The 21419-nt window shown below is 71.7% G+C and carries 19 protein-coding genes; 10 read left to right on the forward strand and 9 right to left on the reverse strand.

Going from position 1 to position 21419, the window contains the following annotated elements; all coding sequences use genetic code 11:
* Positions 1-5 precede the first annotated feature (5 nt).
* Complete coding sequence (locus OH768_RS27475; RefSeq protein ID WP_406457917.1) at positions 6-815, reverse strand: ABC transporter substrate-binding protein; 810 nt, start codon at positions 813-815, stop codon at positions 6-8.
* 193 nt (positions 816-1008) lie between these two features.
* On the opposite strand from OH768_RS27475, the gene OH768_RS27480 reads away from it, so the two are divergent.
* From OH768_RS27480 to OH768_RS27495, 4 genes are read left to right on the forward strand one after another with little or no spacing between them, the layout of a single operon-like run.
* Entirely contained in the window at positions 1009-1725 is a 717-nt protein-coding gene (locus OH768_RS27480) for a GntR family transcriptional regulator (RefSeq protein ID WP_406457918.1), read from the forward strand.
* Positions 1722-2606: a DUF1989 domain-containing protein gene (locus OH768_RS27485; protein WP_406457920.1), complete on the forward strand. Its 885-nt coding sequence runs from the start codon at positions 1722-1724 to the stop codon at positions 2604-2606. The genes OH768_RS27480 and OH768_RS27485 overlap by 4 nt, the downstream gene beginning before the upstream one ends.
* Before the next feature lie 57 nt (positions 2607-2663).
* Positions 2664-3239, forward strand: coding sequence for an RNA polymerase sigma factor (locus tag OH768_RS27490; protein ID WP_406465469.1), 576 nt, complete (start codon positions 2664-2666; stop codon positions 3237-3239).
* The gene (locus tag OH768_RS27495) at positions 3236-3889 is read left to right on the forward strand and encodes a hypothetical protein (protein ID WP_406457922.1); all 654 of its coding nucleotides are present in this window, start codon (positions 3236-3238) and stop codon (positions 3887-3889) included. The genes OH768_RS27490 and OH768_RS27495 overlap by 4 nt, the downstream gene beginning before the upstream one ends.
* Before the next feature lie 13 nt (positions 3890-3902).
* On the opposite strand, the gene OH768_RS27500 is transcribed toward OH768_RS27495, so the two are convergent.
* Positions 3903-4064: a hypothetical protein gene (locus OH768_RS27500; protein WP_406457924.1), complete on the reverse strand. Its 162-nt coding sequence runs from the start codon at positions 4062-4064 to the stop codon at positions 3903-3905.
* 352 nt (positions 4065-4416) lie between these two features.
* Here OH768_RS27500 and OH768_RS27505 point away from each other — a divergent pair, with 352 nt between their 5' ends.
* Positions 4417-5670, forward strand: a complete 1254-nt coding sequence (locus tag OH768_RS27505; protein WP_406457926.1) for a serine hydrolase domain-containing protein — start codon at positions 4417-4419, stop codon at positions 5668-5670.
* 65 nt (positions 5671-5735) lie between these two features.
* Here the strand turns inward: OH768_RS27505 and OH768_RS27510 are convergent, their stop codons facing one another.
* Both OH768_RS27510 and OH768_RS27515 read right to left on the reverse strand, forming a co-directional pair.
* Complete coding sequence (locus OH768_RS27510; protein WP_406457928.1) at positions 5736-6284, reverse strand: cupin domain-containing protein; 549 nt, start codon at positions 6282-6284, stop codon at positions 5736-5738.
* A 73-nt stretch (positions 6285-6357) separates the two neighbouring features.
* Entirely contained in the window at positions 6358-7125 is a 768-nt protein-coding gene (locus OH768_RS27515; protein ID WP_406457930.1) for an MBL fold metallo-hydrolase, read from the reverse strand.
* Between the two features lie 65 nt (positions 7126-7190).
* On the opposite strand from OH768_RS27515, the gene OH768_RS27520 reads away from it, so the two are divergent.
* Positions 7191-7853 (forward strand): TetR/AcrR family transcriptional regulator, encoded by a 663-nt coding sequence (locus tag OH768_RS27520; RefSeq protein WP_406457932.1) that lies wholly within the window; start codon positions 7191-7193, stop codon positions 7851-7853.
* Here OH768_RS27520 and OH768_RS27525 read toward each other — a convergent pair.
* The gene (locus OH768_RS27525; protein WP_406465470.1) at positions 7843-8832 is read right to left on the reverse strand and encodes an endonuclease/exonuclease/phosphatase family protein; all 990 of its coding nucleotides are present in this window, start codon (positions 8830-8832) and stop codon (positions 7843-7845) included. The genes OH768_RS27520 and OH768_RS27525 overlap by 11 nt on opposite strands.
* Positions 8833-9000: 168 nt before the next feature.
* On the opposite strand from OH768_RS27525, the gene OH768_RS27530 reads away from it, so the two are divergent.
* The 4 genes from OH768_RS27530 (at position 9001) to OH768_RS27545 (ending at position 14513) form a co-directional block, all read left to right on the forward strand.
* Positions 9001-9699, forward strand: a complete 699-nt coding sequence (locus tag OH768_RS27530; protein WP_406457934.1) for a response regulator transcription factor — start codon at positions 9001-9003, stop codon at positions 9697-9699.
* A gap of 13 nt (positions 9700-9712) precedes the next feature.
* Positions 9713-10819, forward strand: coding sequence for a sensor histidine kinase (locus OH768_RS27535; protein ID WP_406457936.1), 1107 nt, complete (start codon positions 9713-9715; stop codon positions 10817-10819).
* A gap of 93 nt (positions 10820-10912) precedes the next feature.
* On the forward strand, positions 10913-13939 hold the full coding sequence (locus OH768_RS27540) for a hypothetical protein (RefSeq protein ID WP_406457938.1): 3027 nt from the start codon (positions 10913-10915) through the stop codon (positions 13937-13939).
* 70 nt (positions 13940-14009) lie between these two features.
* Complete coding sequence (locus OH768_RS27545; protein WP_406457940.1) at positions 14010-14513, forward strand: hypothetical protein; 504 nt, start codon at positions 14010-14012, stop codon at positions 14511-14513.
* A gap of 40 nt (positions 14514-14553) precedes the next feature.
* Here OH768_RS27545 and OH768_RS27550 read toward each other — a convergent pair whose 3' ends face one another.
* From OH768_RS27550 to OH768_RS27565, 4 genes are all read right to left on the reverse strand, one after another.
* Positions 14554-17214, reverse strand: coding sequence for a glycosyl hydrolase (locus OH768_RS27550; RefSeq protein WP_406457942.1), 2661 nt, complete (start codon positions 17212-17214; stop codon positions 14554-14556).
* A 102-nt stretch (positions 17215-17316) separates the two neighbouring features.
* Positions 17317-18534, reverse strand: a complete 1218-nt coding sequence (locus tag OH768_RS27555) for an MFS transporter (RefSeq protein ID WP_406457944.1) — start codon at positions 18532-18534, stop codon at positions 17317-17319.
* A gap of 44 nt (positions 18535-18578) precedes the next feature.
* Positions 18579-20246: a transglycosylase domain-containing protein gene (locus tag OH768_RS27560; RefSeq protein WP_406457946.1), complete on the reverse strand. Its 1668-nt coding sequence runs from the start codon at positions 20244-20246 to the stop codon at positions 18579-18581.
* Positions 20243-21355: a sigma factor-like helix-turn-helix DNA-binding protein gene (locus tag OH768_RS27565; protein ID WP_406457948.1), complete on the reverse strand. Its 1113-nt coding sequence runs from the start codon at positions 21353-21355 to the stop codon at positions 20243-20245. Before OH768_RS27565 ends, OH768_RS27560 begins: the two co-directional genes overlap by 4 nt.
* Between the last annotated feature and the right edge of the window lie 64 nt (positions 21356-21419).

Here is a 21419-nt window from a genome sequence, read left to right on the forward strand (position 1 = left end):
GTCGGTCAACTCCCCTCGGCCTGACCGAGGTTGTACTTCTTCAGCAGCTCGGCGTAGGTGCCGTCCCGCTTGAGCTCGTCGAGTGCGGTGGTGAGGGTCTTCTTGAGGGTGGCGTCGCCGCGCTTGACCGCGAGGCCGGACTGGACCGGGTAGATCAGCGTCTTGCTGGAGATGGTGAGCCTGCCGTTCGTCTTGTCGGCGGCTGCCTTGGCGACGGCACCGTCGGTGACCTGGGCGTCGACCTGACCGGACAGCAGCGCCTGAGTGCCCTCGGGATCGGTGCCGAACTCCCTTACGTCGACCGCCTTTTCACCCTTCGCCCCGCACTGGGTGCTCGCGTCGCCGCGCAGCTTCTCGACGATCTGCCCGCCCTTGATGACGGCGACGGACTTGCCGCACAGGTCGGTGACCACGGTCGGCCGGTAGCCGCCCGAGGTCTGCACCACGATCGAGTTGCCGGTGGTGAAGTACGGGATGAAGTCGACCTGCTTCTTCCGCGCGTCGGTGATGTACAGGTCGGAGGCGATCACGTCGAAGTGCCCGGTGCCGAGCCCGGCGATCAGCTGCTCGAACCGCGTGTCGACGAACGTCGGCTTCAGCCCGGACGCCTTGGCCAGCGCGCGCGAGATGTCCGGGTCGAAGCCTGCCGGGGTCTTCCCGTCGAGATAGGCGTACGGCGGATACGTCAGGTCCGATCCCACGGTCAGGGTGCCGGCGGTCATCGTGCCCGAGTCGCTCGAAGAGGAGCCGCTCGAACAGCCGGACAGGGCGAGGAGCAGGCCGGCGGTGAGGGAGCTGAGGAGGGTCACGCGCATGAGGAGGCCTCTCGACCGGGAGACGGGGGCGGGCTGCAAACTGTTGAACAATCTGGCTGCTGATGATGGTGACGCCTCGGTGTTTCAGTCAAGTAAAAGGTCGGAATTTCCCTGGAAGCGGCATGTGGAGTGCGTGTGAGCGACTGTCGTCGGCCCCTGTTTTGTTCAACAGATCGTGCGTTAGGGTGGGGCCATGTCGACTCTGAACAGCGCGGCCTCCGCCGGGCGGCCCGTCCTGGTGACCGACGTGCTGCGCGAACGCATCGTCGAGGGCGAACTGCCGCCCGGCACCCCGCTGCGGGACGTGGCGCTCTCCGCCGAACTCGGGGTCTCCCGCAACACCCTGCGGGAGGCCCTGCGCACCCTGTACGACGAGGGCCTGGTGGTGCAGCAACTGCACAAGGGCACCGCGGTGAAGACCCTGTCCGCCGAGGACGTGACGGACATCTACATTGCCCGCCGCACCCTCGAACTCAGCGCGGTCGACGCGAGTCCGCTCGCCCCGGAACCCCTGCTCGACGCCATGGAGGCCAAGGTCGCCGCGGCCGAACTCGCCGTGGACGCCGAGGCGTGGGACAAGGTCGGCACCGCGTCCCTGCGCTTCCACCAGTCGCTGGTGGCCCTGTTGGGCAGCGCCCGCCTCGACGGCTTCTTCCGGGTGACGATCGCCCAACTCCGCCTGGCCTTCGCGGTGATGGCGGACCAGGGCGCCTTCCAGGCGCCGTGGGTCGCCCGCGACCGCGAGATCTGCGACCTGATCCGCGGCGGCCGGCGCAGCGCCGCCACGGCCGCGCTGCGGGTCTACCTCGACGACTCGGAGCGGACGGTGCTGGACGCCGTACGAGCCAGTTCTCGTACGGCCAACTCCCATACAAACAGTGCGACTTCGGCAGTGAAAGGCAAGCGATGACCTCCCGCACAGTGACCGGGGCGGATGAGGCGCCCGCCGGGTCCAAGGCCGCAGCCGCCTACCAGGCGGGCGAGGGCGGTGCCCTCGACGTCGACCGCGCCTTCTACGACCGTTTCGCCGGGGTGCGCCACGAACTCGTGGACTCCTTCGAGATCCCGATCCGCTCCGGCCGCGCCTGGACCGTCCCGCAGGGACACCTGTGCCGGATCGTCACCGTCGAGGGCCCCCAGGTCGGCGACCTCAACGTGTGGAACCTGCACGACCCGCGCGAACGCATGTGGGCCGCCCGCACCCGCCAGTTGCAGCGCGCGCACATCTCCACCTACGACCGGATCTGGTCCACCCTGCCGTTCCTGCGCCCCCTGCTCACCGTCACCGCCGACACCCTCGCGGACTACGGGGTGGACGGCGACGGCGGACGCGTCCACGATCTGCTGGGCACCCGGTGCGACCCGTACGTCAACCGGATGCTCACCGGCGAGGACTTCGACTTCCACTGCCACTCGAACCTGGTCCGGGCCGTCCTGCCGTACGGACTCACCGAGTTCGACGTGCACGACGTGCTCAACGTGTTCCAGTGCACCGGCCTCAACGACGACGACCAGTACTTCATGAAGGACTGCCCGGCCCGCGTGGGCGACCACTTCGAGTTCTTCGCCGAGACCGACCTGCTGTGCGCGCTGTCGACCTGCCCCGGCGGCGATCTGTCCGTCCCCCTCTGGGGCCCGGACGCGCGCGACCCCCTGGACGTCTGCCGCCCGCTCGGCATCGAGGTGTACCGGCCCGACCCCGCACTCCTGGCCGGCTGGACCCCGCCGGCCAGGGCCGCCTACGGCAATCTGCACGGGATGCGGCGGCCCGAGTTCCGTGCGGGGGAATGATCCGGTCCGGCGGTGAAAGGAACCGGCCGGCGCCGGACAGGACAGGTCGTGGAATCCATGACGGAACAGGAGACGCGCCGGATGCGGCGGGCGCGTTTCGAAGGGCTGGCCCAGGTGGTGGTGGAACCGCTGCACCGGTATCTGCTGCGGCGTGCGAGCACCGAGACGGCCGAGGACGTCCTCTCGGAGACGCTGCTGGTGCTGTGGCGCCGTATCGACGACGTCCCCGGGCTCGGCGACGATTCCGCGTCCCCTCCTGACTCCGACGCCGTACTGCCCTGGTGCTACGGGGTGGCTCGGGGTTGCCTGGCGAACGCCCGCCGGGCCGACGGGCGCAGGCTCCGTCTGGTGGAGCGGCTGATCAGGACCCAGCAGCGGGCTCCGGAGGAAGCCGCCGAGCACAGCGAGCTGCATGCCGCGCTCGACTCCCTCGGGGCGGCGGACCGCGAGGTGGTGCGGTTGTGGGCGTGGGAGGGGCTCGCGCCGCGGCAGATCGCGGAGGCGACCGGGTCGACCCCCAACGCGGTGAGCATCCGGCTGCATCGGGCGAAGGCGAGACTCGCCGCCCAGCTGGGGCGAAAGAATGGCGGACGGCCCGGACACAAGAGCGATGAAGGAAGGAGCGGTCAGTGAACGACGACGAGTTGCTGGCCCGGCTGAAGGCCGCGGACCCCGCACTGACCCGTAGTGCTCCGCCGCCCGACATCGATCAGCTTGTGGAGGCCACCTTGAACACTGTCACACCTACGGCCACAGCCCCTGTCAACGCCGGTGTGCCCGCGGTACGGCCCCGCCGGCACCTCCTCGGACTCGCGGCGGCCGTCGGGCTCCTCGTGCTCGGCGGCGGCATCGGGGTCGGGGTCATGGCGAACGGCGGCGGTGGCGGTGGCGGTGGCGGTGGTACGGCGAACACCGGTGGCAACCAGGCCAAGCACAGCGGCAGTTCGGCCGCCTCCGGGGCCTTGAGACTCACCGCCGAGGGCGGCTCCGCCAAGTGCGTGGCGCCCACCCCCGACACCCTGCGCGGGTACCCGACGCTCTTCCTCGGCACGGTCACGTCCATCAAGGGCACCGTGGTCACCTTCCGCGTCGACCACTGGCTGAAGGGCGGCACCGCCCGCACGGTCGTCCTCGACAGCGACACCAGCCGGCCGGAGGCGCTCACGTTCTCGAACGGCGAGCGGTACATCGTGGCCGCCAAGGACGGCGTGGTCCCCGTGTGCGGCGCGAACGGCGTCACGGCCGACGACATCGCCAAGTTCCGTAAGGCGTACGGGAAATGACCACCCGCCCCGGTCACGGGCCGTCCACCAGCTGGTCCCAGTCGTCAGGCGAGCAGGCCGGCAGGGATCTCAGCGAACTCTCCTCGGCCGGCAGGCGGTTGACCCGTAACAGCCAGGCGACGCGGGCCCGTCGGCCCAGTGCGGAACCCGCGGCGACCGCCGCGTGAGCATCCATCCGGTAAGGGATACCAACGGGGAACCGGCCCGCGCTCACGCAGGCCGAACGCGCAGCCCGCGACCGGGCGAACGGGGCCTTGAGGGCGGGGCCGGGGAGGGGCGGAGTGCGGATCAGGCCCTGAGGGCGGGTGTGAGGAGAGCCGGGACGTGGACCGGCCCCGGACGGGCGGGTCCGGCACGGGGGTGCGGACCCGCCCCGTCGGTGCCGGCGGGCGGGTGCCCTTCGGTGTGACGGACGTCCGTCCGATCGAGTGGACTCGCGGGGACGCGCAACGCAGGAGGACCCTCCGCCGGACTCCGGATGGTGGCGTGGCCACCTCAACCCCCCCAACCGGAAGAAGCGCCCCGGCATGCGACGTACTCCTTCCCGACGCCTGGTGGCAGCCGCGCTGCTGGCGGCGTCCGTACTGACTTCTACGGCGGCGGCATCCGCCGTGACCACGGCAACTCACACCTCGGCGGTCCAGCGCACGGGTGCCGACCGGGACGACTGCCCGGTGGGCCCGGGCGGCCTCGGCCGTACGACGACCGCCCGGCTGGACAAGGCCGTCGCCGACGTCCGCCGCCAGGCCGGCATTCCCGGCGTCGCCGTCGGACTGTGGATGCCGGGCAAGGGCTGCTACGTCCGTGCGACCGGCGTCGCCGACAAGGCCACGGGGCAGCCGATGAGCACCGACTTCTACTCGCGGATCGGCAGCGAGACCAAGACCTTCACGGTCACCGCGCTGCTCCAGCTCGTCGACGACGGGCGGATCCGCCTCGACGACCCGATCGCCCGCTACATCCACGGCGTACCGAACGGCCGCCGCATCACCCTGCGCCACCTGGCCGAGATGCGCAGCGGCCTGTTCCCGTACAGCTCCGACCCCGCTTTCGTGCACGACCTGCTGAGCGACCCGACCCGCTCGTTCACCCCGCCGGAGCTGCTGGCGTACGGCTTCAAGCACCGCAACACCTCCGCACCGGGCAAGGTGTTCGTCTACAACAACAGCAACCTGGTCCTCCTCGGCCTGGTGGTCGAGAAGGTCACCGGCCACCACATCGCCGACGTGATCGACCGGCGGGTGCTCCGCCCGGCCCACCTCGACCACACGCTGTTCCCCGACGGTCCGAACGTCCGCGAGTTCCCCGAGCCGCACGCCCGCGGCTACACCAACCAGACGTTGAGCGGCGCGGTGGCCGACTCCACGGACTGGAACCCGAGTTGGGGCTGGTCGGCCGGCGCGATGATCTCGAACATGCGCGACCTGCACCGCTGGGCGAAGATCGTCGCCACCGGCACACTGCTCAGCCCGGAGACCCAGAAGCAGCGCCTGAAGACCCTGCCGACCGGATTCCCCGGCCTCGGCTACGGCCTCGGTATCTTCGACAGCGACGGCTGGATCGGCCACAACGGCTCCATCCCGGGCTACGAGACCGTGACCGTCTACCTCCCGTCGCAGCGGGCCACCCTGGTCGTCATCCTCAACACCGACATCACCTACGGCGGCCAGGAACCGTCCTCGCTCGTCGCCCGCGCGGTCACCGAGATCGTCACCCCGGACAACGTCTACGACCGGCCGGTTCCGCCGAACCCGGAGCCCCTCCGCCAGCGGTCCCCCTGAGCGGAGGCGGCACAGGGACGAGGAAGCCCCCTTTCCCGTCCCTGTGCCGTCTTCACCGCACCGGCCTATTCGGCCGGCCCGCCGAGGTCCGCTTCCTCGGGCAGGATCTCCATGTCGATGTCCGGGCGGCCGAGCAGCGGGCCCAGCGCGAGACCGCGCTCCGGCGGCCAGAACTCGGGCTTCGCACCGGGTACGGGGTCGTCGCCACCCTCCAGCCACAGGCTCTCGCCCCCGCCGGGGGTGAAGGAGGACACCATGTGCGCCTGCTCGCCGGTGCGGTTGCGGAACCGGTGCCGGGTGCCCCTCGGCACGAAGACGAAGTCACCGGCGTTGGCGACGAAGGTCTGGTCGCCGTTCAGGAACTCCAGCGAACCCGAGACGACGTAGAAGGACTCGTCGGCGCTCTTGTGCACGTGGGCTATCGGTCCGCCGCCCGGGGGCACCCAGCAGACCGTGAAACCGAGTGCGCCGCCGGTGGAGTCGGCCGTCGCCAAGGTCTCGTAGACATCGCCGGACATCCACTTGACCACCCCCTTCTCGGCGGGGACGTGCAGGACGCGCGGGCGGTAGTAGTCCGCCGTCTCCGCGCCGTCGTTCGGCAGTGCAGTTGTCATGTCGTGTCCTCGCAGGGCATGGATTGGCATGGGTCGGAAGATTCGGAACAACTGGCTTGGGTGATACGGGAGTTCAGTGGACGCCGAACTCCCGGGCCTGTCGGGTGGCGGCCCGGACGCCCTCGGTGAAGGGCTCGCCGTGGCCGGGCAGCACCAGGTCCGCCGTCAGGAAGTCCAGACGGTCGAGGGCGGCGAGCGCGGCCCCGCTGTCGTGGGTGAAACAGCGGCTCACCAGGGTGGGACCGGTGCGCTTGGTGAAACCGTCGACGGTGACCAGGGCGTCGCCGGTGAAGAGCAGCCCCCGGTCCGCGAAGAAGTACGCGGCGCTGCCGGGTGTGTGACCTGGCAGCACGACGGCCCGCGGCGCGCCCGGGACCTCTTTCAGCACCCGGTCGGCGTCGAACTCCCGCGCACCGAGCACCGGGCGGGCGGTGAACGCCCCGGAACGGGCCAGCGCGAGGGGGAGCGCGAGCGCGGCGGGCCTGCGCAGCAGATACGGCAGCATCGACCGCTCGGGCTTGGCGTGCTTCATCGCGCTGCGCGGGCCGTCGCGCAGGATCGCGGCGTCCCCCGCGTGGATCCAGAGGTCGGTGCCCGCTTCCTGGAGGGGGCGGGCCAGCCCGGTGTGGTCGGGGTGGCCATGGGTCAGGAGTACGGCGTGGATGTCGGACTCCGAGTGGCCGAGGCCGGCCAGCAGGGTGCGCAGCTGCCCGAGGTGCGCGGGCAGTCCCGCGTCGACCAGGACCAGGCCGTCGGGGTCCTCGATCAGGTAGAAGTTGACGCCGTGGTCGCCGAGGCGGTGGACACCGGCGGCGACCTGCGTGGGCGCGGGACGGGACATACGAGCCTCCGGCGACCGGACAGTATTCGATACAGTCGACTGTAACAGAATTGGATGGTGTGCCGATGGCAGACACGACGCCACGTCGGTCCTACAACTCCGAGGGCCGCCGCGAGGCCGCGCGCCGCAACCGGGCGGCGGTGCTGACGGCCTGCCGCGAGCTGCTCTTCCGGGAGGGCTACCACGCCACGACCGTGCGGGCCGTGGCCGAGCGGGCGGGCGTCTCCCCCGAGACGGTGTACAAGTCGTTCGGCGGCAAGCCGGGCATGGTCAAGGCCCTGTGGGACATCACGCTCGCCGGAGACGACGAACCGGTGCCCATGGCCGACCGTCCCCAGGTCCAGGAGTTCCTGGCGATCCGGGAACTGGACACCAAGCTCCGGCTCTACGCCGCGTACGTACGCGGAATCCACGAACGGGTCGCCGCCCTGTTCGCCCTCCTGACCCAGGCCGGCCCGGACGTCGGCGAGGTCCTGGACACCGCCGAGCAGGAACGCCTCACCGGCGTCACCATGTTCGTCACCCACCTCGACGAAACCGGCGCGCTGGCCCGTGACGCGGATCCGGCCCACCTCGTGGACATCGTCTGGGCCCTGGCCGGCCCCCAACTGTTCACCCAACTCACAGCGGGCCGCGGCTGGTCCACCACTACCTACGAGAAGTGGCTGACCGACACGCTCACCGCGACGCTGGTTCCCCGTCCACCCTCACGCGAGTTCACCAGCTGACCCCGGCCGCCACCGGCAGATGGTCGCTGCCCGTGGCCGGCAGCACCCACGACCTCGTCGGTCGTACGCCCCGCACCAGGACCTGGTCGATCCGTGCCACCGGGAACCTCGCCGGCCAGGTGAAGCCGAAGCCGTCCCCTGCCGCGTCCTGGACCGGGCGCAGCTGTGAGGTCAGGCCGGTGAACTCGCGGTCGTCCGTGGTGCCGTTGAGGTCGCCGAGCAGCACCACCCGCTTGTCCGGCTCGGCGGCGACGGCCTTCGCGAGCGCCTTCGCGCCACGGTCCCGGTCGTCCGTGCGGAAGCCGCTGCCGGGCAGCACGCGTACGGATCCCAGATGGGCCACGTACACCGCGAGCGGCCCCCGGTCCGTGGTCACCGTGGTGCGCAGCGCCCGGTTCTCGGCCGCCCTGGCACCGGCCGGCAGGGTGTCCGCCAGCGGCCCGACGTCCATCGCGGTGTCGACCGCCCGGGTGTCCGACAGCGGCAGCCTGCTCCACACCCCGACCGTGCCCAGCACCGCGTGGTACGGGTACGCCGTCGCCAACTCCCTCTCGTACGTGCCACTCGCCCGCGCGGTCAGTTCCTCCAGCGCCAGTACGTCCGCGCCGGAGGCGGCCAGGTCGCGGGCGGTGCCGGCCGGATCGGGGTTGTCGGCGCCTACGTTGTGGCTGACCACGGTGAGGTCGCCGGCCTCGTCGGACTTGTCGCCGAGCAGTCCGCCGAAGAGGTTCAGCCACACCACGACGGGCAGCACCAGCGCGACCGTCGCGCAGGCGGAGCGGCGCCAGAGCGCGCGGGCCAGCAGCACCGGCACGAACAGACCGAACCACGGCAGGAAGGTCTCCACCAGGCTGCCGAGCCCCCCGATCCGGTTCGGGATCCACGAGTGCAGCAGCATGAGCAGCCCGAGCGCCGACGCGAGCACGGCCGACACCCGGGCACGCTTCCAGGGCCCCGGCCGGGCGGCGAGGCGGATCATCCGGTGGACGCGGGTGTGCCCGGTGGGCGTACGCCGGGTGCCGAGCCCCGCAGCCGCCCCGGTGCCGGTGGCTCGATTCATGCCGTCAGCCAAGGCCGTGCCGTGTTGCCGCCGCGTATGAGCTTTTCGATACGTCACCGATACGCGCCGGCTCGTAGCCTCGACGGCATGCGTGTGCTGATCGTCGAGGACGAGCCCTATCTGGCCGAAGCCGTCCGTGACGGCCTGCGCCTGGAGGCGATCGCGGCCGACATCGCGGGCGACGGCGACACCGCCCTGGAACTGCTGGACATCAACGCCTACGACATCGCCGTCCTCGACCGTGACATCCCCGGCCCCTCCGGCGACGAGGTCGCCCGCCGTATCGTCGCCTCCGGCAGCGGCGTCCCGATCCTCATGCTCACCGCCGCCGACCGCATCGACGACAAGGCGTCCGGCTTCGGACTCGGCGCCGACGACTACCTCACGAAACCCTTCGAACTCCGCGAACTCGTGCTCAGGCTCAGAGCACTCGACCGCAGGCGCGCCCACAACAGGCCGCCCGTGTGGGAGATCGCGGGGCTGCGCCTTGACCCCTTCCGCCGGGAAGTCTTCCGCGAGGGACGCCATGTCGCGCTCACCCGCAAGCAGTTCGCCGTGCTGGAGGTCCTCGTCGCCGCCCAGGGCGGCGTCGTCAGCGCCGAGGACCTGCTGGAGCGGGCCTGGGACGAGAACACCAACCCCTTCACCAACGCCGTCCGCATCACCGTCTCGGCACTGCGCAAACGGCTCGGCGAACCCTGGCTGATCGCCACGGTGCCGGGCGTCGGCTACCGCATCGACACAGCAACCGGCGGAGCCGCAACCGACGGAGGCACCCATGGATAGATCCCCCGGTCCCATGGACAGGCCCCCCGGCCTCAGCGTCCGCGTCAAACTCACCCTCAGCTACGCCGGGTTCCTCATGGTCGCCGGTGTGCTGCTGCTCTCCGCCGTGTGGGTGTTCCTCAGCCGGGTGCCGCATATCGGGCTGATCCTCATGCCCGGCTACCAAGGCGCCGTCGTGCGCGCCTTCGCCCCGATCGCGGCCGTCTCGCTGGCGTGCCTGCTGGTGTTCGGGCTCGTCGGGGGCTGGTTCCTCGCCGGCCGGATGCTCGCCCCGCTGACCCGCATCACCGGCGCCACCCGGCTGGCCGCGACCGGATCGCTCTCCCACCGGATCCAACTGCCGGGCAGCAAGGACGAGTTCCGCGAACTCGCCGACTCCTTCGACACGATGCTCGCGCGGCTCGAAGCACATGTCGCCGGCCAGCGGAGGTTCGCGGCCAACGCCTCGCACGAGCTGCGCACCCCGCTGGCCATCTCGAAGACGCTCCTCGACGTGGCCCGCACGGACCCGGCCTGCGACACCGGAGAGGTCATCGGCCGCCTCAGCGCCGTCAACACCCGGGCGATCGACCTCATCGAGGCCCTGCTGCTGCTCAGCCGGGCCGACCAGCGGTCCTTCACTCCAGAACAGGTCGACCTGTCCCTCCTGGCGGAGGAGGCCACCGAGACGCTGCTGCCGCTCGCGGAGAAGCACGGCGTCACCGTCGAGACCGGCGGCGACATCACCCCCACGACCGGATCGTCGGCGCTGCTCCTGCAGCTGACCACGAACCTCCTGCACAACGCGATCGTCCACAACCTGACCGCGCAGGGCACCGTGCGGGTGACCACCGAGGTCCGCCCGAGGGCGGTGGCGCTCACCGTCGAGAACACCGGCGAGGGACTCACCCCGCAGCTGGTCCCGACGCTCACCGAACCGTTCCAGCGCGGCACCGAGCGCGTCCACACCGACCAGGCGGGCGTCGGCCTGGGCCTGGCCATCGTCAAGACCATCACCGACGCGCACGACGGCACCCTCACCCTCACCCCCCGCCCCACCGGCGGACTCCGCATCACCGTGGAACTCCCCACGCCGAACCCCCGGTTGTACGAACGGCATCCCGCCGTCGGCCGGATCTGATCTCCGTGTGACAATCCCCGCCTTGATGTTCGAAGCCACTCGAAGCCGTTCGAAGTGGGATTCGAAGAGGGTTCGAAGAGAGATCGGGCTGCCATGCCTTCCCACAGACGCCGCTTCCTCGCTGTCCCGGTAGCGGCCCTCACGGCCCTCGCCGTGGCCCAGGCCGTCGCCACCGTCCCGGCCGTCGCCGCACCCGAGACCGCGTCCGACGTGTCGACGACACTCCCAGCGCGGACGACCTCCGTGCCCGTCGCCACCGACCTGTCCGGTTCCGGCCAGGCCGTCGTCTGGCGGCAGACGACCGCGGCCGACACGGCGGCGCACGGCTGGCTCGCCGTCGCCGGAGGCACCCCGCAGGACCTCGGCCGGCTCGCCGACACCGGTGAGACGGTGACCGTCCACGCGGTGTCCGTCCAGGACGGCGTCGTGGCCGCGGCCACCTCCACCAACCCGAACGGCGATCTCGCCGACCACGTGACCCTGCGCCACCTCGGCTCCGGCGCCGAGGACGTCCTCCCGGTCGCCTACGACAGTTCGGGCGCCGCCGGCGACGAGCGCTACCGAGGACAGGCCGGCGACGGCATCCTCGTCCAGCAGAGTTACTACGACGACGCCTCCGCCTACCGAGTGCGCCTGGTGCTGCGCACCCCGGGCGCCACGGACCGCACCGTCCTCTCCGGCGACGAGCAGTACGAGGTCCTCGACTCGGACGCCGACGGCGCCCTGGTGCTGCGGCGGACCGCGCCCGGCTGGGGCTACGAGATCGTCTACGTCGACTTCGCCACCGGCTCGACGGTCACCGTGGCCGAGCCCGACACCGGCGAACTGCCGCAGGCCCTGGAGTTCACCCCGGACCACTTCGGTGTCGTCGACGGCGCGACCCTGACCGAGTGGCAGCGCTCGGCGCCCGGCGACGGCCCGGCCACCGTCACCCTGCCGGTCGCAGGCGCCCGCTGGATCAGCGACGACAGCCTCGCCTGGTACCAGCGCAACGACTCCGACGCCTCGAACGAACTGCTCGCGATACCCAGGGACGGATCCACGGCGGCCAAGGACCTCGGCGGCACCTTCCGCGAGGTCGCGGTCGGCGACGACGGCAGGATGCGGACCTCGCTGTACCGGCCCGACGTCGACGCCGCGATCCAGACCCTCACCGACGGCCGCGTCTCCACCACCGCGGGCGACGCCACGACCATCCCCGCCGGACCCGCCCGGCTGGACGCGCTGGCCCTGTCCGGCGGCGCGCTCTACACCGCCGACAACTCGGCCCGCCTTGACGGAGTCCTGCTCCGCTCGGATCTGACGGTCGGTTCGTCCGGGGCCTCGGCGAGCACGCCGTCCCGGGTGCTGGCGTACTCCGGCGGCCCGGTGCACCAGACGCTGGCCGCGGCCGGCGGACGGGTCCTGGTCGAGCAGACGGACGCCTCCGGCGCGGGACAGTTCCAGGTCTACGACAACGGCACGCAGGTCGGCACACCGCTGGACTACCCGGACACCTCGGTGGTGACGGTCGCGGACTTCGACGGCGCGCACGCGCTGCTCTCGGACAAGACCACCGCGTCCAACGGCACCCTGCTCCTCTACACCTTCGCCGACGGGCACTCCCAGCGCGTGCCGTCCGGCACCACCCTGTACGACGGCGCCCTGTACGCCTCGGAGCGCAACGGCACCACGTCCACCTGGTCGATCCACCGCACCGACATCACGACCGGCGCGGTCACCACCGTCGCCACCGTCAACTGCCTTCCCGGCGGCCTCCAGGTGCGCGGTTCCCGCATCCTGCTGACCACCTGCGGAGCCACCTCCTCCACCGGCCTGCTCCTCACGATGGGCAGCTCGGCGACCACCACCGTGGACGCCTCCGCCTTCGTCCGCAGCCCGATCCTCGGCACGGACGTCCTCTACACCTTCACCAAGGCCTCGGGCAGCGCCGCCGTCACGCTCAACGCCCAGTCCCTGACCGGCACGGACACCACCGCGCACGCCCTCTTCACGCTCCCCGACCGGGCCAACACCGCCGCCGCCGAACGCTGGACGGTCGACCGTGACGCACCCTGGGCGGCCTGGACGGACGACTCCGGCGTCACCCACGTGACCTGGGCGGGCGTCCCCACCGCCGCGCGGGCCGCGACCACCCCGGCCGGCTTCAGCCCCAACGGCGACGGTTCGTCCGACAGTTGGACCCCCAGCTGGACCTACGACCGTCCGGTGAGCTGGACGCTCACCCTCAAGTCCGGCTCCACACAGGTGCGTTCACTCACCGGCACCAGCTCCACCGGCAAGGTCGCACCGTCGTGGAACGGCACCACGCAGACCGGCACGGCGGCCGGCGAGGGCGCGTACACCTGGACGCTGACCGCGACCGACACGGTCACCGGCCGGCCGGCGGCCGACGCCACCGGCAAGGTGACCCTGCGCCGGACCGTCCCCGCCGCCACCGTCACCGCACCGGCCGTCGCGAGCAGCGCGGGAACCACCGCGTCCGTGCCGGTCACCTGGTCGGCGAAGACGGCGGGCGTGAAGTCGTACGACATCGCCTGGCGGGTGACCACCCGCAACAGCGCGGGCGCCTGGACGCTCGGGCCGCTGCAGACCTGGCGTACCGCCACCACGGCGACGTCGGCAACCTTCGGCAAGGCGGGCAGCCCCGTGAAGCCGGTGCCCGGAGTCACCTACCGCTTCTATGTCCGCGCCCACGACGACGCCGGCCAGACCGGCGCGTGGAGCAAGACGGCGACCACGGGCATCCCGCTCGACGACCGGGCCACGGCCCTGCACTACACGGGCACCTGGAAGTCGGCGTCGGCGGCCTCCGCGTGGGCGGGCACCGTGCGCACCTCCGCCGCCAAGGGCGCGTACGTCTCCTTCACGGCGAACGGCACCCAGCTGCGCGTCGTGGCGACCAAGAAGTCCGACGGAGGCCGCTTCGCGGTCGTGGTGGACGGCAAGACGGTCGGCACGGTCAACACCTACGCCGCGAAGACCGCCTACCGCCAAGTGGTGTTCACCCGCACCCTCGGCACCACGGTCAAGTCCCACAAGGTGCAGCTGCGCGTCCTTGCCGGCAGCACCTCGGCCCGGTCCACCGTCACCCTGGACGGCGTACTGGTCACCCTCTGACCCGCCCAGGACGGCCCGCCCCGGGGCATGCTGGTGGTCGTCCTGTACGCGCGGGCCGGGAGGTGCCGGGATGCGGTGGTGGGCCGGAGTCTGGACGGTCGCCGTGGCGGTCGTCCTGGCGGGGTGTCACGCGTCGGCGGGTGGCGGATCGGTGGGAGGGGCGTCGGAGAGCGGCGCGAGTCCCACCGGGGGAAGTCCGTCGGTGTCGGCGCCCGGCTCCTCCGCTACGGCGGGGGACTGTGCCGCCGGGCGTGCGGAGGTCGTCGTCGGTCCCGGTGACGCGGTCGCGCGGCGGCTCTGTGTGCGGCCCGGGACCGTGGTGTCGCTCGTACTGAGGCCGCGACTGGACGACAAGCGGTGGACGGCCGTGCGGAGTTCCGCGCCGGTGTTCGTCCTCGTGTCCGGCTGGCGGGTGGATCCGGACGGTACGGCCCGTGCCTCGCTGCGCTGTGCGGGGACCCGGGCCGGCGCGGCCGAGGTCACCGCGTCGGCGAAGGCGCCGGACGTGGCGGGCGCGGCGCGGACCGCCTTCACGCTGCACCTGAGTGTGGTGCCGTACACGACGCGGGGGTGACCCCGGTGGTCCGGAGTCACCCCTGTCGGCCGTCTCCGCGTCAGCGGAGGTCGTGCACGCCGATCGTGTAGATGCCGCGGCCGTGGGTGGCCGCGTACAGCGTCTTGCCGTCCGGGCTCAGCTTCAGCTGGAGTACGGCGACGGCCGGGAGGTTCCCGACGCGCTTCCAGGTGGTACGGCCCGGCGCGCGGTAGACGACGCCGAGGTCGGTGGCGACGGCGAGGCCGCCGTTCGGTGTGACGACCGCGGAGTCGGTCGGCACGTCGGGCAGGTTCTTCGAGATGTCCTTCCAGGTCGTGCCGCCGTCGGTGGACTCGAAGACGTGGCCCACACCGGCGCCGGGGCCCTCGGTCCAGTGCCGGGAGAAGCCGTTGACCGCGAGGTAGACGTGGTCGGCGTTCTTCGGGTCGACGGCGAAGCCGGCGAGGTAGCGGTTGGGCACGGTGCCGTCCGCGCCCGTGCTCGGCAGGGTGATGTCGTGCCAGCCGGTGCCGTCCGCGTTGCCGACGGAGATGCCGCGGGCGAAGCCCTGGTTGTTGCAGGGGCCGCACCAGGCCGCGTACACCTTGCCGCCCGAGGCCGCGACGGCGGTCGCGGTACGCCCGGCGCCCAGGTCGTAGACGCTGGTCCACTCGTCGCCGCTGCGGATGGCGTAGCCGTGGGTCTGCACCCAGATGTGCCGGCCGCCCGCGATCCAGGTCGAGCTGTTCTTCATGTCTGCCGTGATCGGGGCGATGAAGCGGGCCTCACCGGTGGCGTTGTCGGCGGGGGCGACGTTGTACGACGTGATCTTGCTGGGATCGGTGACCCAACTCCCGTCGTTGACGGCGCAGTTCTGGGTCACCTGGATGGAGAGGTAGACGTACTCCTCGGCGATGTTGCAGCCGTTGGCCGGGTCGGTGAGGGTGTCGCCGCCGTCGCCGCCGAAGTTGGAGCCCATGACCTTGTCGTTGCTGCGCAGGATCGACTGGCCGTTGTCCTGGAGGCCGCCGGTGACGGAGACGCCGCCGTAGGTCAGGTCCTTGCCGACGCCCACCGAGTAGTACTGGAGGGTGTCGATGGTGCCGTCGTTGAGCGAGGTCCAGTCGGTGGCGTGCCCGGAGGCGTCCTGCGAGCCGGCGAGCGGGCGCTTGTAGACGCCTCCGTCGTTGCCGACGTAGACGAAGCTCTTGCCGTGGTAGCTGCCGATCGCGACGCCGTGCTGGTCGGAGTGGGTGGTCGGGCTGCAGTCGCCCGTCTGCTTGGTGGGGTCGATGCTCCAGCAGGGGAAGCCGAAGTTCCAGTACGGGCCGACGGTCGACCAGTTGGTGCCGCCGTCCTTCGTCTCGTAGACCTCCTCCAGGCCCGCGTAGACGTGCTCCGCGTTCGCCGGGTCGACGGTCAGGAACTGGTTGTACCAGGCCTGCACGCCGGGCATGTAGCCGCTGGAGGTGAGTGCCGAACCGTCGGCGGCCAGGCCCTTGTAGTCGGCGATCTTCGTCCAAGGGCCGGTCGGGGCGCCGGACTTGGAGACGTAGATGCCCTCAAGACCGCTGTCCGGGTTGGTGTTGAGCTGCTCCGGGGACTGGTCGATGGCGTAGTAGCGGGAGCCGTCGGCGGAGCGGGCGAAGGTGACGTTGCCGACGTTGTCGGCGTCGGCGGGCAGGTCGCCCAGGCCGCTGGTGATCCGGGTCCAGGTGCCGCTGGAGTCCTTGGTGTAGAAGCCGTTGTAGTCGTCACCGCTGCGCCAGCCGACCGCGAGGACCACCTTGGAGGGGTTCTTCGGGTCGATCGCGATGTCGTTGGCGATGTTCTTGTACGCGGCCGAGGCGTCGTTCGCGAGTGAACCACCTGGCAGATAGGCCGGGTTGGGCGCGAACTCCAGCTTCCAGGCGCCCTTCAGCGTCTTCGTGGAGTGGCTCCACACGCCCTCGCTGGTCGCGGCCCACACCTTGCCGCCGCCGAAGCGCAGTTCGTGAATGGTCGTGGATTCCAGCTCGTCGCCGCCGACCCGGCTGCGTGTGGAGAACGTGCCGTGGCGGGGGTTCGACAGGACGTAGACACCGCTGCCGAGATACGCGTCCGCGTTGGTCGTCGCCTCGCCGGTGCCCAGCCACAGCCGTCCGGCGCCGTCCAGCGCGAGCGCGCCGGTGGACTGGGCGGGCAGTTTGTCGCTGATGGGCTGCCAGTGCCCGCCCCCGGACCGGGACCGCCACACGCCGCCGCCCGCGCTGCCCGCGTACACGTACCCGTCGTCGTCGGCGGCCATCGCGGCCATCCGGCCGGTCACATTGCCCGAGCCGCCGCTGGAGTTGGAGTCGTAGTCGCGGTAGCGCGCATCGTCGGAGTTGTACGGCAGGTTCGTGATGTTGCGCCAACTGCCGCCGGTGCTGGACAGGTTGGCCAGACTCGTCCAGGCGGCTCCGTACGCGCCCGGTGCGACGATGCCGGGCGAGGTGCGGGCCTCGGCGTACTGGTCCGCGCCCTCGGCTATCTCGTCGGCCTCGTTGCCGTCGTCACCGCCGTCGTCCTCGGCCTTGGCCTTGGGGCTGACCGCACCCACCGACTGCCCGCGTTCGGCGGCCAGTTGAGCCAGTGCGCGGGCCCCGAAGGGGGTGCCGCGCGAGCCGGGCGCGGCGCCGGCGGGTATCGCCACGAGTGCGGCGGATGCGGTGATGGCACAGATCGTGAACCAACGTCTCTTGCGGGTCGGTTGTGACATCAGGTCCTCCCGAGCGGGCACGGATACAGCCGTCGGGGACGACCCGATCACCGGGAGGCGGAAGAGTCCGGCATTTGGGCCGCTCTTGACCAGAACCTGTCACTAGCGATGGCTGGAACTGGACCGGGTCACGGTCGGCAGCACACCCGCGAGGGCCAGCGCGATGGCCCCGGAGACCAGCAGCGGGAGGTGGCCGTCCGTGCCCCAGGCGAGCCCGGCCCACACGCCCGCGAGCAGTACGGCGGCGCCGGTGGCCCCCTGGTAGAGGCCCTGTGCGCTGCCCTGCTGGTGGTCGGGGACGAGCGTGGAGATCCAGGCCTTGCCGACGCCGTCGGTGCAGGCCGCGAACCCGCCGTAGAGCGGCAGTACGACGAACACCGCCCAGGGGCTGTGGATCAGGCCGAGGCCCAGGTAGCCGACCGCGAAGAAGAACAGACCGGCGGCGAAGACCAGCGGGCGCGGGAGCCGGTCGGACAGTGCTCCGGCGGGGTAGGACAGGGCGGCGTAGACGAGGTTGTAGACCGCGTACGCGCCCATCACCCCCGCCGTCGACAGGCCCAGGTCGTGGGCGCGCAACAGCAGGAGCGCGTCGGGGAAGTTGACGAGGTTGAAGACGAGCAGCACGCCGAGGACCCGCCAGTACGGGCGCGGCAGGGACCGCCAGGGGGTACGGGTGGCGGTCGCCCGTGTCGAGGAGCCGCCCGTCCTCCCGCCGGCTCGGGGGTCGCGGACGGCGGCGACCAGCGCGACCGAGGCGACCGCCGGGATCACGGCGATCCAGAACAGCGGGCGCAACCGGTGGTCCAGCGCCTCGTACAGGACCAGCCCGACGAGCGGGCCGACCACCGCGCCGGCGGTGTCGGCGGCCCGGTGCAGCCCGAACACCCTGCCGCGCTGCCCGTTCGGAACGCCCTCGACGAGCAGGGCGTCGCGCGGCGCCCCGCGCATGCCCTTGCCGAGCCGGTCGGTGACCCGGGCGACGAGGACCAGCGGCCACGCGGTCGCCAGCGCGATGAGCAGCTTGCCCACCGCGGCCAGGCCGTACCCCGCACCGATCAGCGGACGCCGGGCGAACCGGTCCGCCAGCCGACCGGCGGCCACCTTGGTGAGCGAGGCGGCCCCCTCCGCCGCCCCCTCGATCGCCCCGACCGCGGCGGGCGGCGCGCCCAGCACCACGGTCAGGAAGATCGGCAGGATCGGGTAGAGGAGTTCGCTGGCCGCGTCCTGGAGGAAGGACACCCCGCACAGCACCTTCACGTTGCGGGTCAGCCACGCGGGGCGCTTGGGGTTCGAGGGGACCTCGGTGCCTGGGGCGGTCACAGATGCAGTATCCACGGCATCGGCATCGGCGGAAGAGGCCCGGACTATCCCGTCCCCGTCGTGGCCAGTCGCCAGATCTGTGCCGTGGTCTCCGTCGCGGACTGTGCCGGCGACGGGTCGTTCGGCAGTTGGGCCGGTGCGGTCGTGTTCTTCTTCTTGCCGGGGCGGTCGGCGAACAGGGCGAAGGTCAGGGCGAGTTGGGGGTCCAGTCGGGCGGACCACACGGTGCGGCGGGTGATGCCGCCGCCCGCGCCGGCCGTGAAAGCGGTCTGCGGGGCACGCTGGGCCGCGGGAACCGCGGGGAGCGCGTCGTCGTACGACTTGGACATCTGCGCGCTCACCATGAACGCGTCCTTCTCCTCCAGCGCGCGCCGGGTGTCGGGGTGCGCGGTGTACACCTGCCGGCCGTCCCGGGTGATCTTCGTGACCGTGTACGGGGCCGCGTACATTCCGTTCGCCGCTACGGTCGCGTATGCCGAGGCCAGCTTCAGGGGGGTGGGTGCCGCGGTCTTCGGGAGGGCGGTCAGCGGGGCGCCGAGCCGGATCTTGGCGAATGGGTCCAGCGCCGTGCCCGCCTCCACCGCGCCGCCCACCGCGTCGTTGAACGGCTGCCGGGCGTAGTCCGACCCCCCGTACAGCAGCCGTACCGCCCCGTCGCCGGGCACGATCGCCACGACGGCGGCGTGCAGCGTGACGCCCTTGCCGGCAGCCCCACCCCTGCCGTCCTTGAGGTCCTTCACCGCCTCGGTGGTGGCGTCCTGGAGCGCCAGGTCGAAGGTGGTGCGCACGGTGTAGCCGCCGCGCGCCAACTGGTCCTCGGTGATGCCGAGCCGGTCGGCGGCCTCCTGTGCCGCCACGTCGATCATGTACTGCCGCTGTCCCTCGGTCGCGCCCGGCGGATAGAACCGGAACGCGGGGAACACGGCCTCGGCGCGCTGCTTCGCCGTGATGCTGCCGCCCGCCGTCATCGCGTCGAGCACCCACTCCCAGCGGGCCCTGAGCGTCGCGGTCACCTCGGGGTCGGAGCCCGCCTTCTCGTAGTACGAGGGGATGTTGACGATCGCCGCCAGCGCGGCGCCCTGGGAGACGGTCAGTTTGCGGGTGTCCACGCCGAAGTAGTTGCGCGCGGCGGCCTCGATGCCGGCCGAACCCCGGCCGAAATACACGGTGTTGAGATAGCCCGCGAGGATCTCGTCCTTGGAGCGGGTGCGGTCGAGCTTGATCGCGATCAGTGCCTCGCGTGCCTTGCGGGACAGCGACTGCTCCGGGCTCAGCAGCGCGTTCTTGACGTACTGCTGGGTGATGGTGGAGCCGCCCTGCCGTTCGCCGCCGGTCAGCGAGGCCAGTACCGCGCGGGCGACGGCGCGCGGCGACACCCCGTCGTCCGTGCGGAAGGAGCGGTTCTCGGCCGCGATCACGGCGTCCTGGACATAGCGGGGTACCTGCGACAGCGGCACCTCCTGACGGTCCACGGGACCGCGCCGGCCCAGATAGGAGCCCTTGTCGTCGACGAAGACCGTGCTCTGGGTGACGGTCTCCGGGTGCGGGTCGGGGATGCCCGTCAGCCGGTACGCGACGACCGCGGCCGTGCACAGCGCCACGATCAGCAGGAGGAAGGCGATGATCAGCCGGCGCAGCAGCCGGCCCCGGGTACGGCGGAGCCGGAGGCGGAGCGGGATGCGAAGCCTGGCGGACCTGGCGGTGCGCCTCACTGGTCGGCCCCGCCCCGCGCGACGACCTTGCCGGCCGCGTCGTACACCGTGACGGTCGGACCGCCGTCGCCGTAGCTCGACTTCAGCTCCGCCAACGACAGCGGTGCCCGCGTGTACCAGACGCCCCAGCCCGGGCTGCCCGCCAGCGTGAGGACGGTTCCGGTCATCCTGCTGTCGTCGACGGTGACCTCGACGCGCGCCGGGTCGGCGGACAGGCCGCGGTACAGACCGGACAGGAAGTACGAGCTGTTCAGCCGGTCGGGCTGCACGGAGGCGGCCGGCTTCCCGCTCTCGGCGCCCACTTTCGAGCCGCTCGCGTAGCTGTCGTCGGTCAACCCGAGGAACTGGTTGGGCCGTTGTGGTGTCGACCAGTGCTTGCCGTCGCCCGTCAGCCAGACCTGAACCCCCGGCAGGGCGTCCACCCGCTCGCCGGGCGCGACGATCCGTATCGGGCTCCGCGCCACGTCCGCCGCCCCGGCGACCGACCCGTCCGCGGTGCCACCGCCCACGATCCGCTCGGCGGCGAAGACACCCGCCGGGACGAGCAGCAGCGCGCAGAGCGCCGCGACCACGGCCCTACGGCGGCGGCGCAGCGCCCGGCCCCGCTGCTCCACGGCATCGAGCGGAACGCCGAACGGGACGTCCCCTGAGCCGACTTGGACCGCTTCGGCAGCCTCCGCGAAGAGCTCCCGCAGTCGTCCCGCGTCACCCCCGCACACCGCCAGCCCCCGCCGGGCCCGGCTGCTCACCGCGCCTGCCGACCAGCCGAGCAGCTGGGCGACCTCCGCCTCCCGCAGACCCTCCCGGTGCAGCATCACGAGCACCGCCCGCTGCCGTGCGGACGTGTCCTTCAACACACCGTCGGGCAGGGACCGTTGGCGGCGCGCCCCGCGCAGGAACTCCTTGACCAGGGACCGCCGTACATAGAAGTCCACGTCGTCCCGAGGTATCCGGCGCCACCGCGCGCACACTCCCACCAGCGTTCTCCGCGCCAGCTCGGTCGCCTCGCGGGGGTCTCCGGTCGCGCCGGAGAGCAGGTGCGCGGTGGTGACCAGCCGGGGCAGCTGCGCGTGCGCGTACGCCGTGAAGTCGTCGTGGGGGTCGGGCACTTCGGTGGTCCTCCGATACAACTGTGGGGGGAGTGGATCCTGAGACGCGTGTTCGTCGTCTTTC

The sequence above is a fragment of the Streptomyces sp. NBC_01622 genome (assembly GCF_045209635.1).
Lineage (GTDB): Bacteria > Actinomycetota > Actinomycetes > Streptomycetales > Streptomycetaceae > Streptomyces.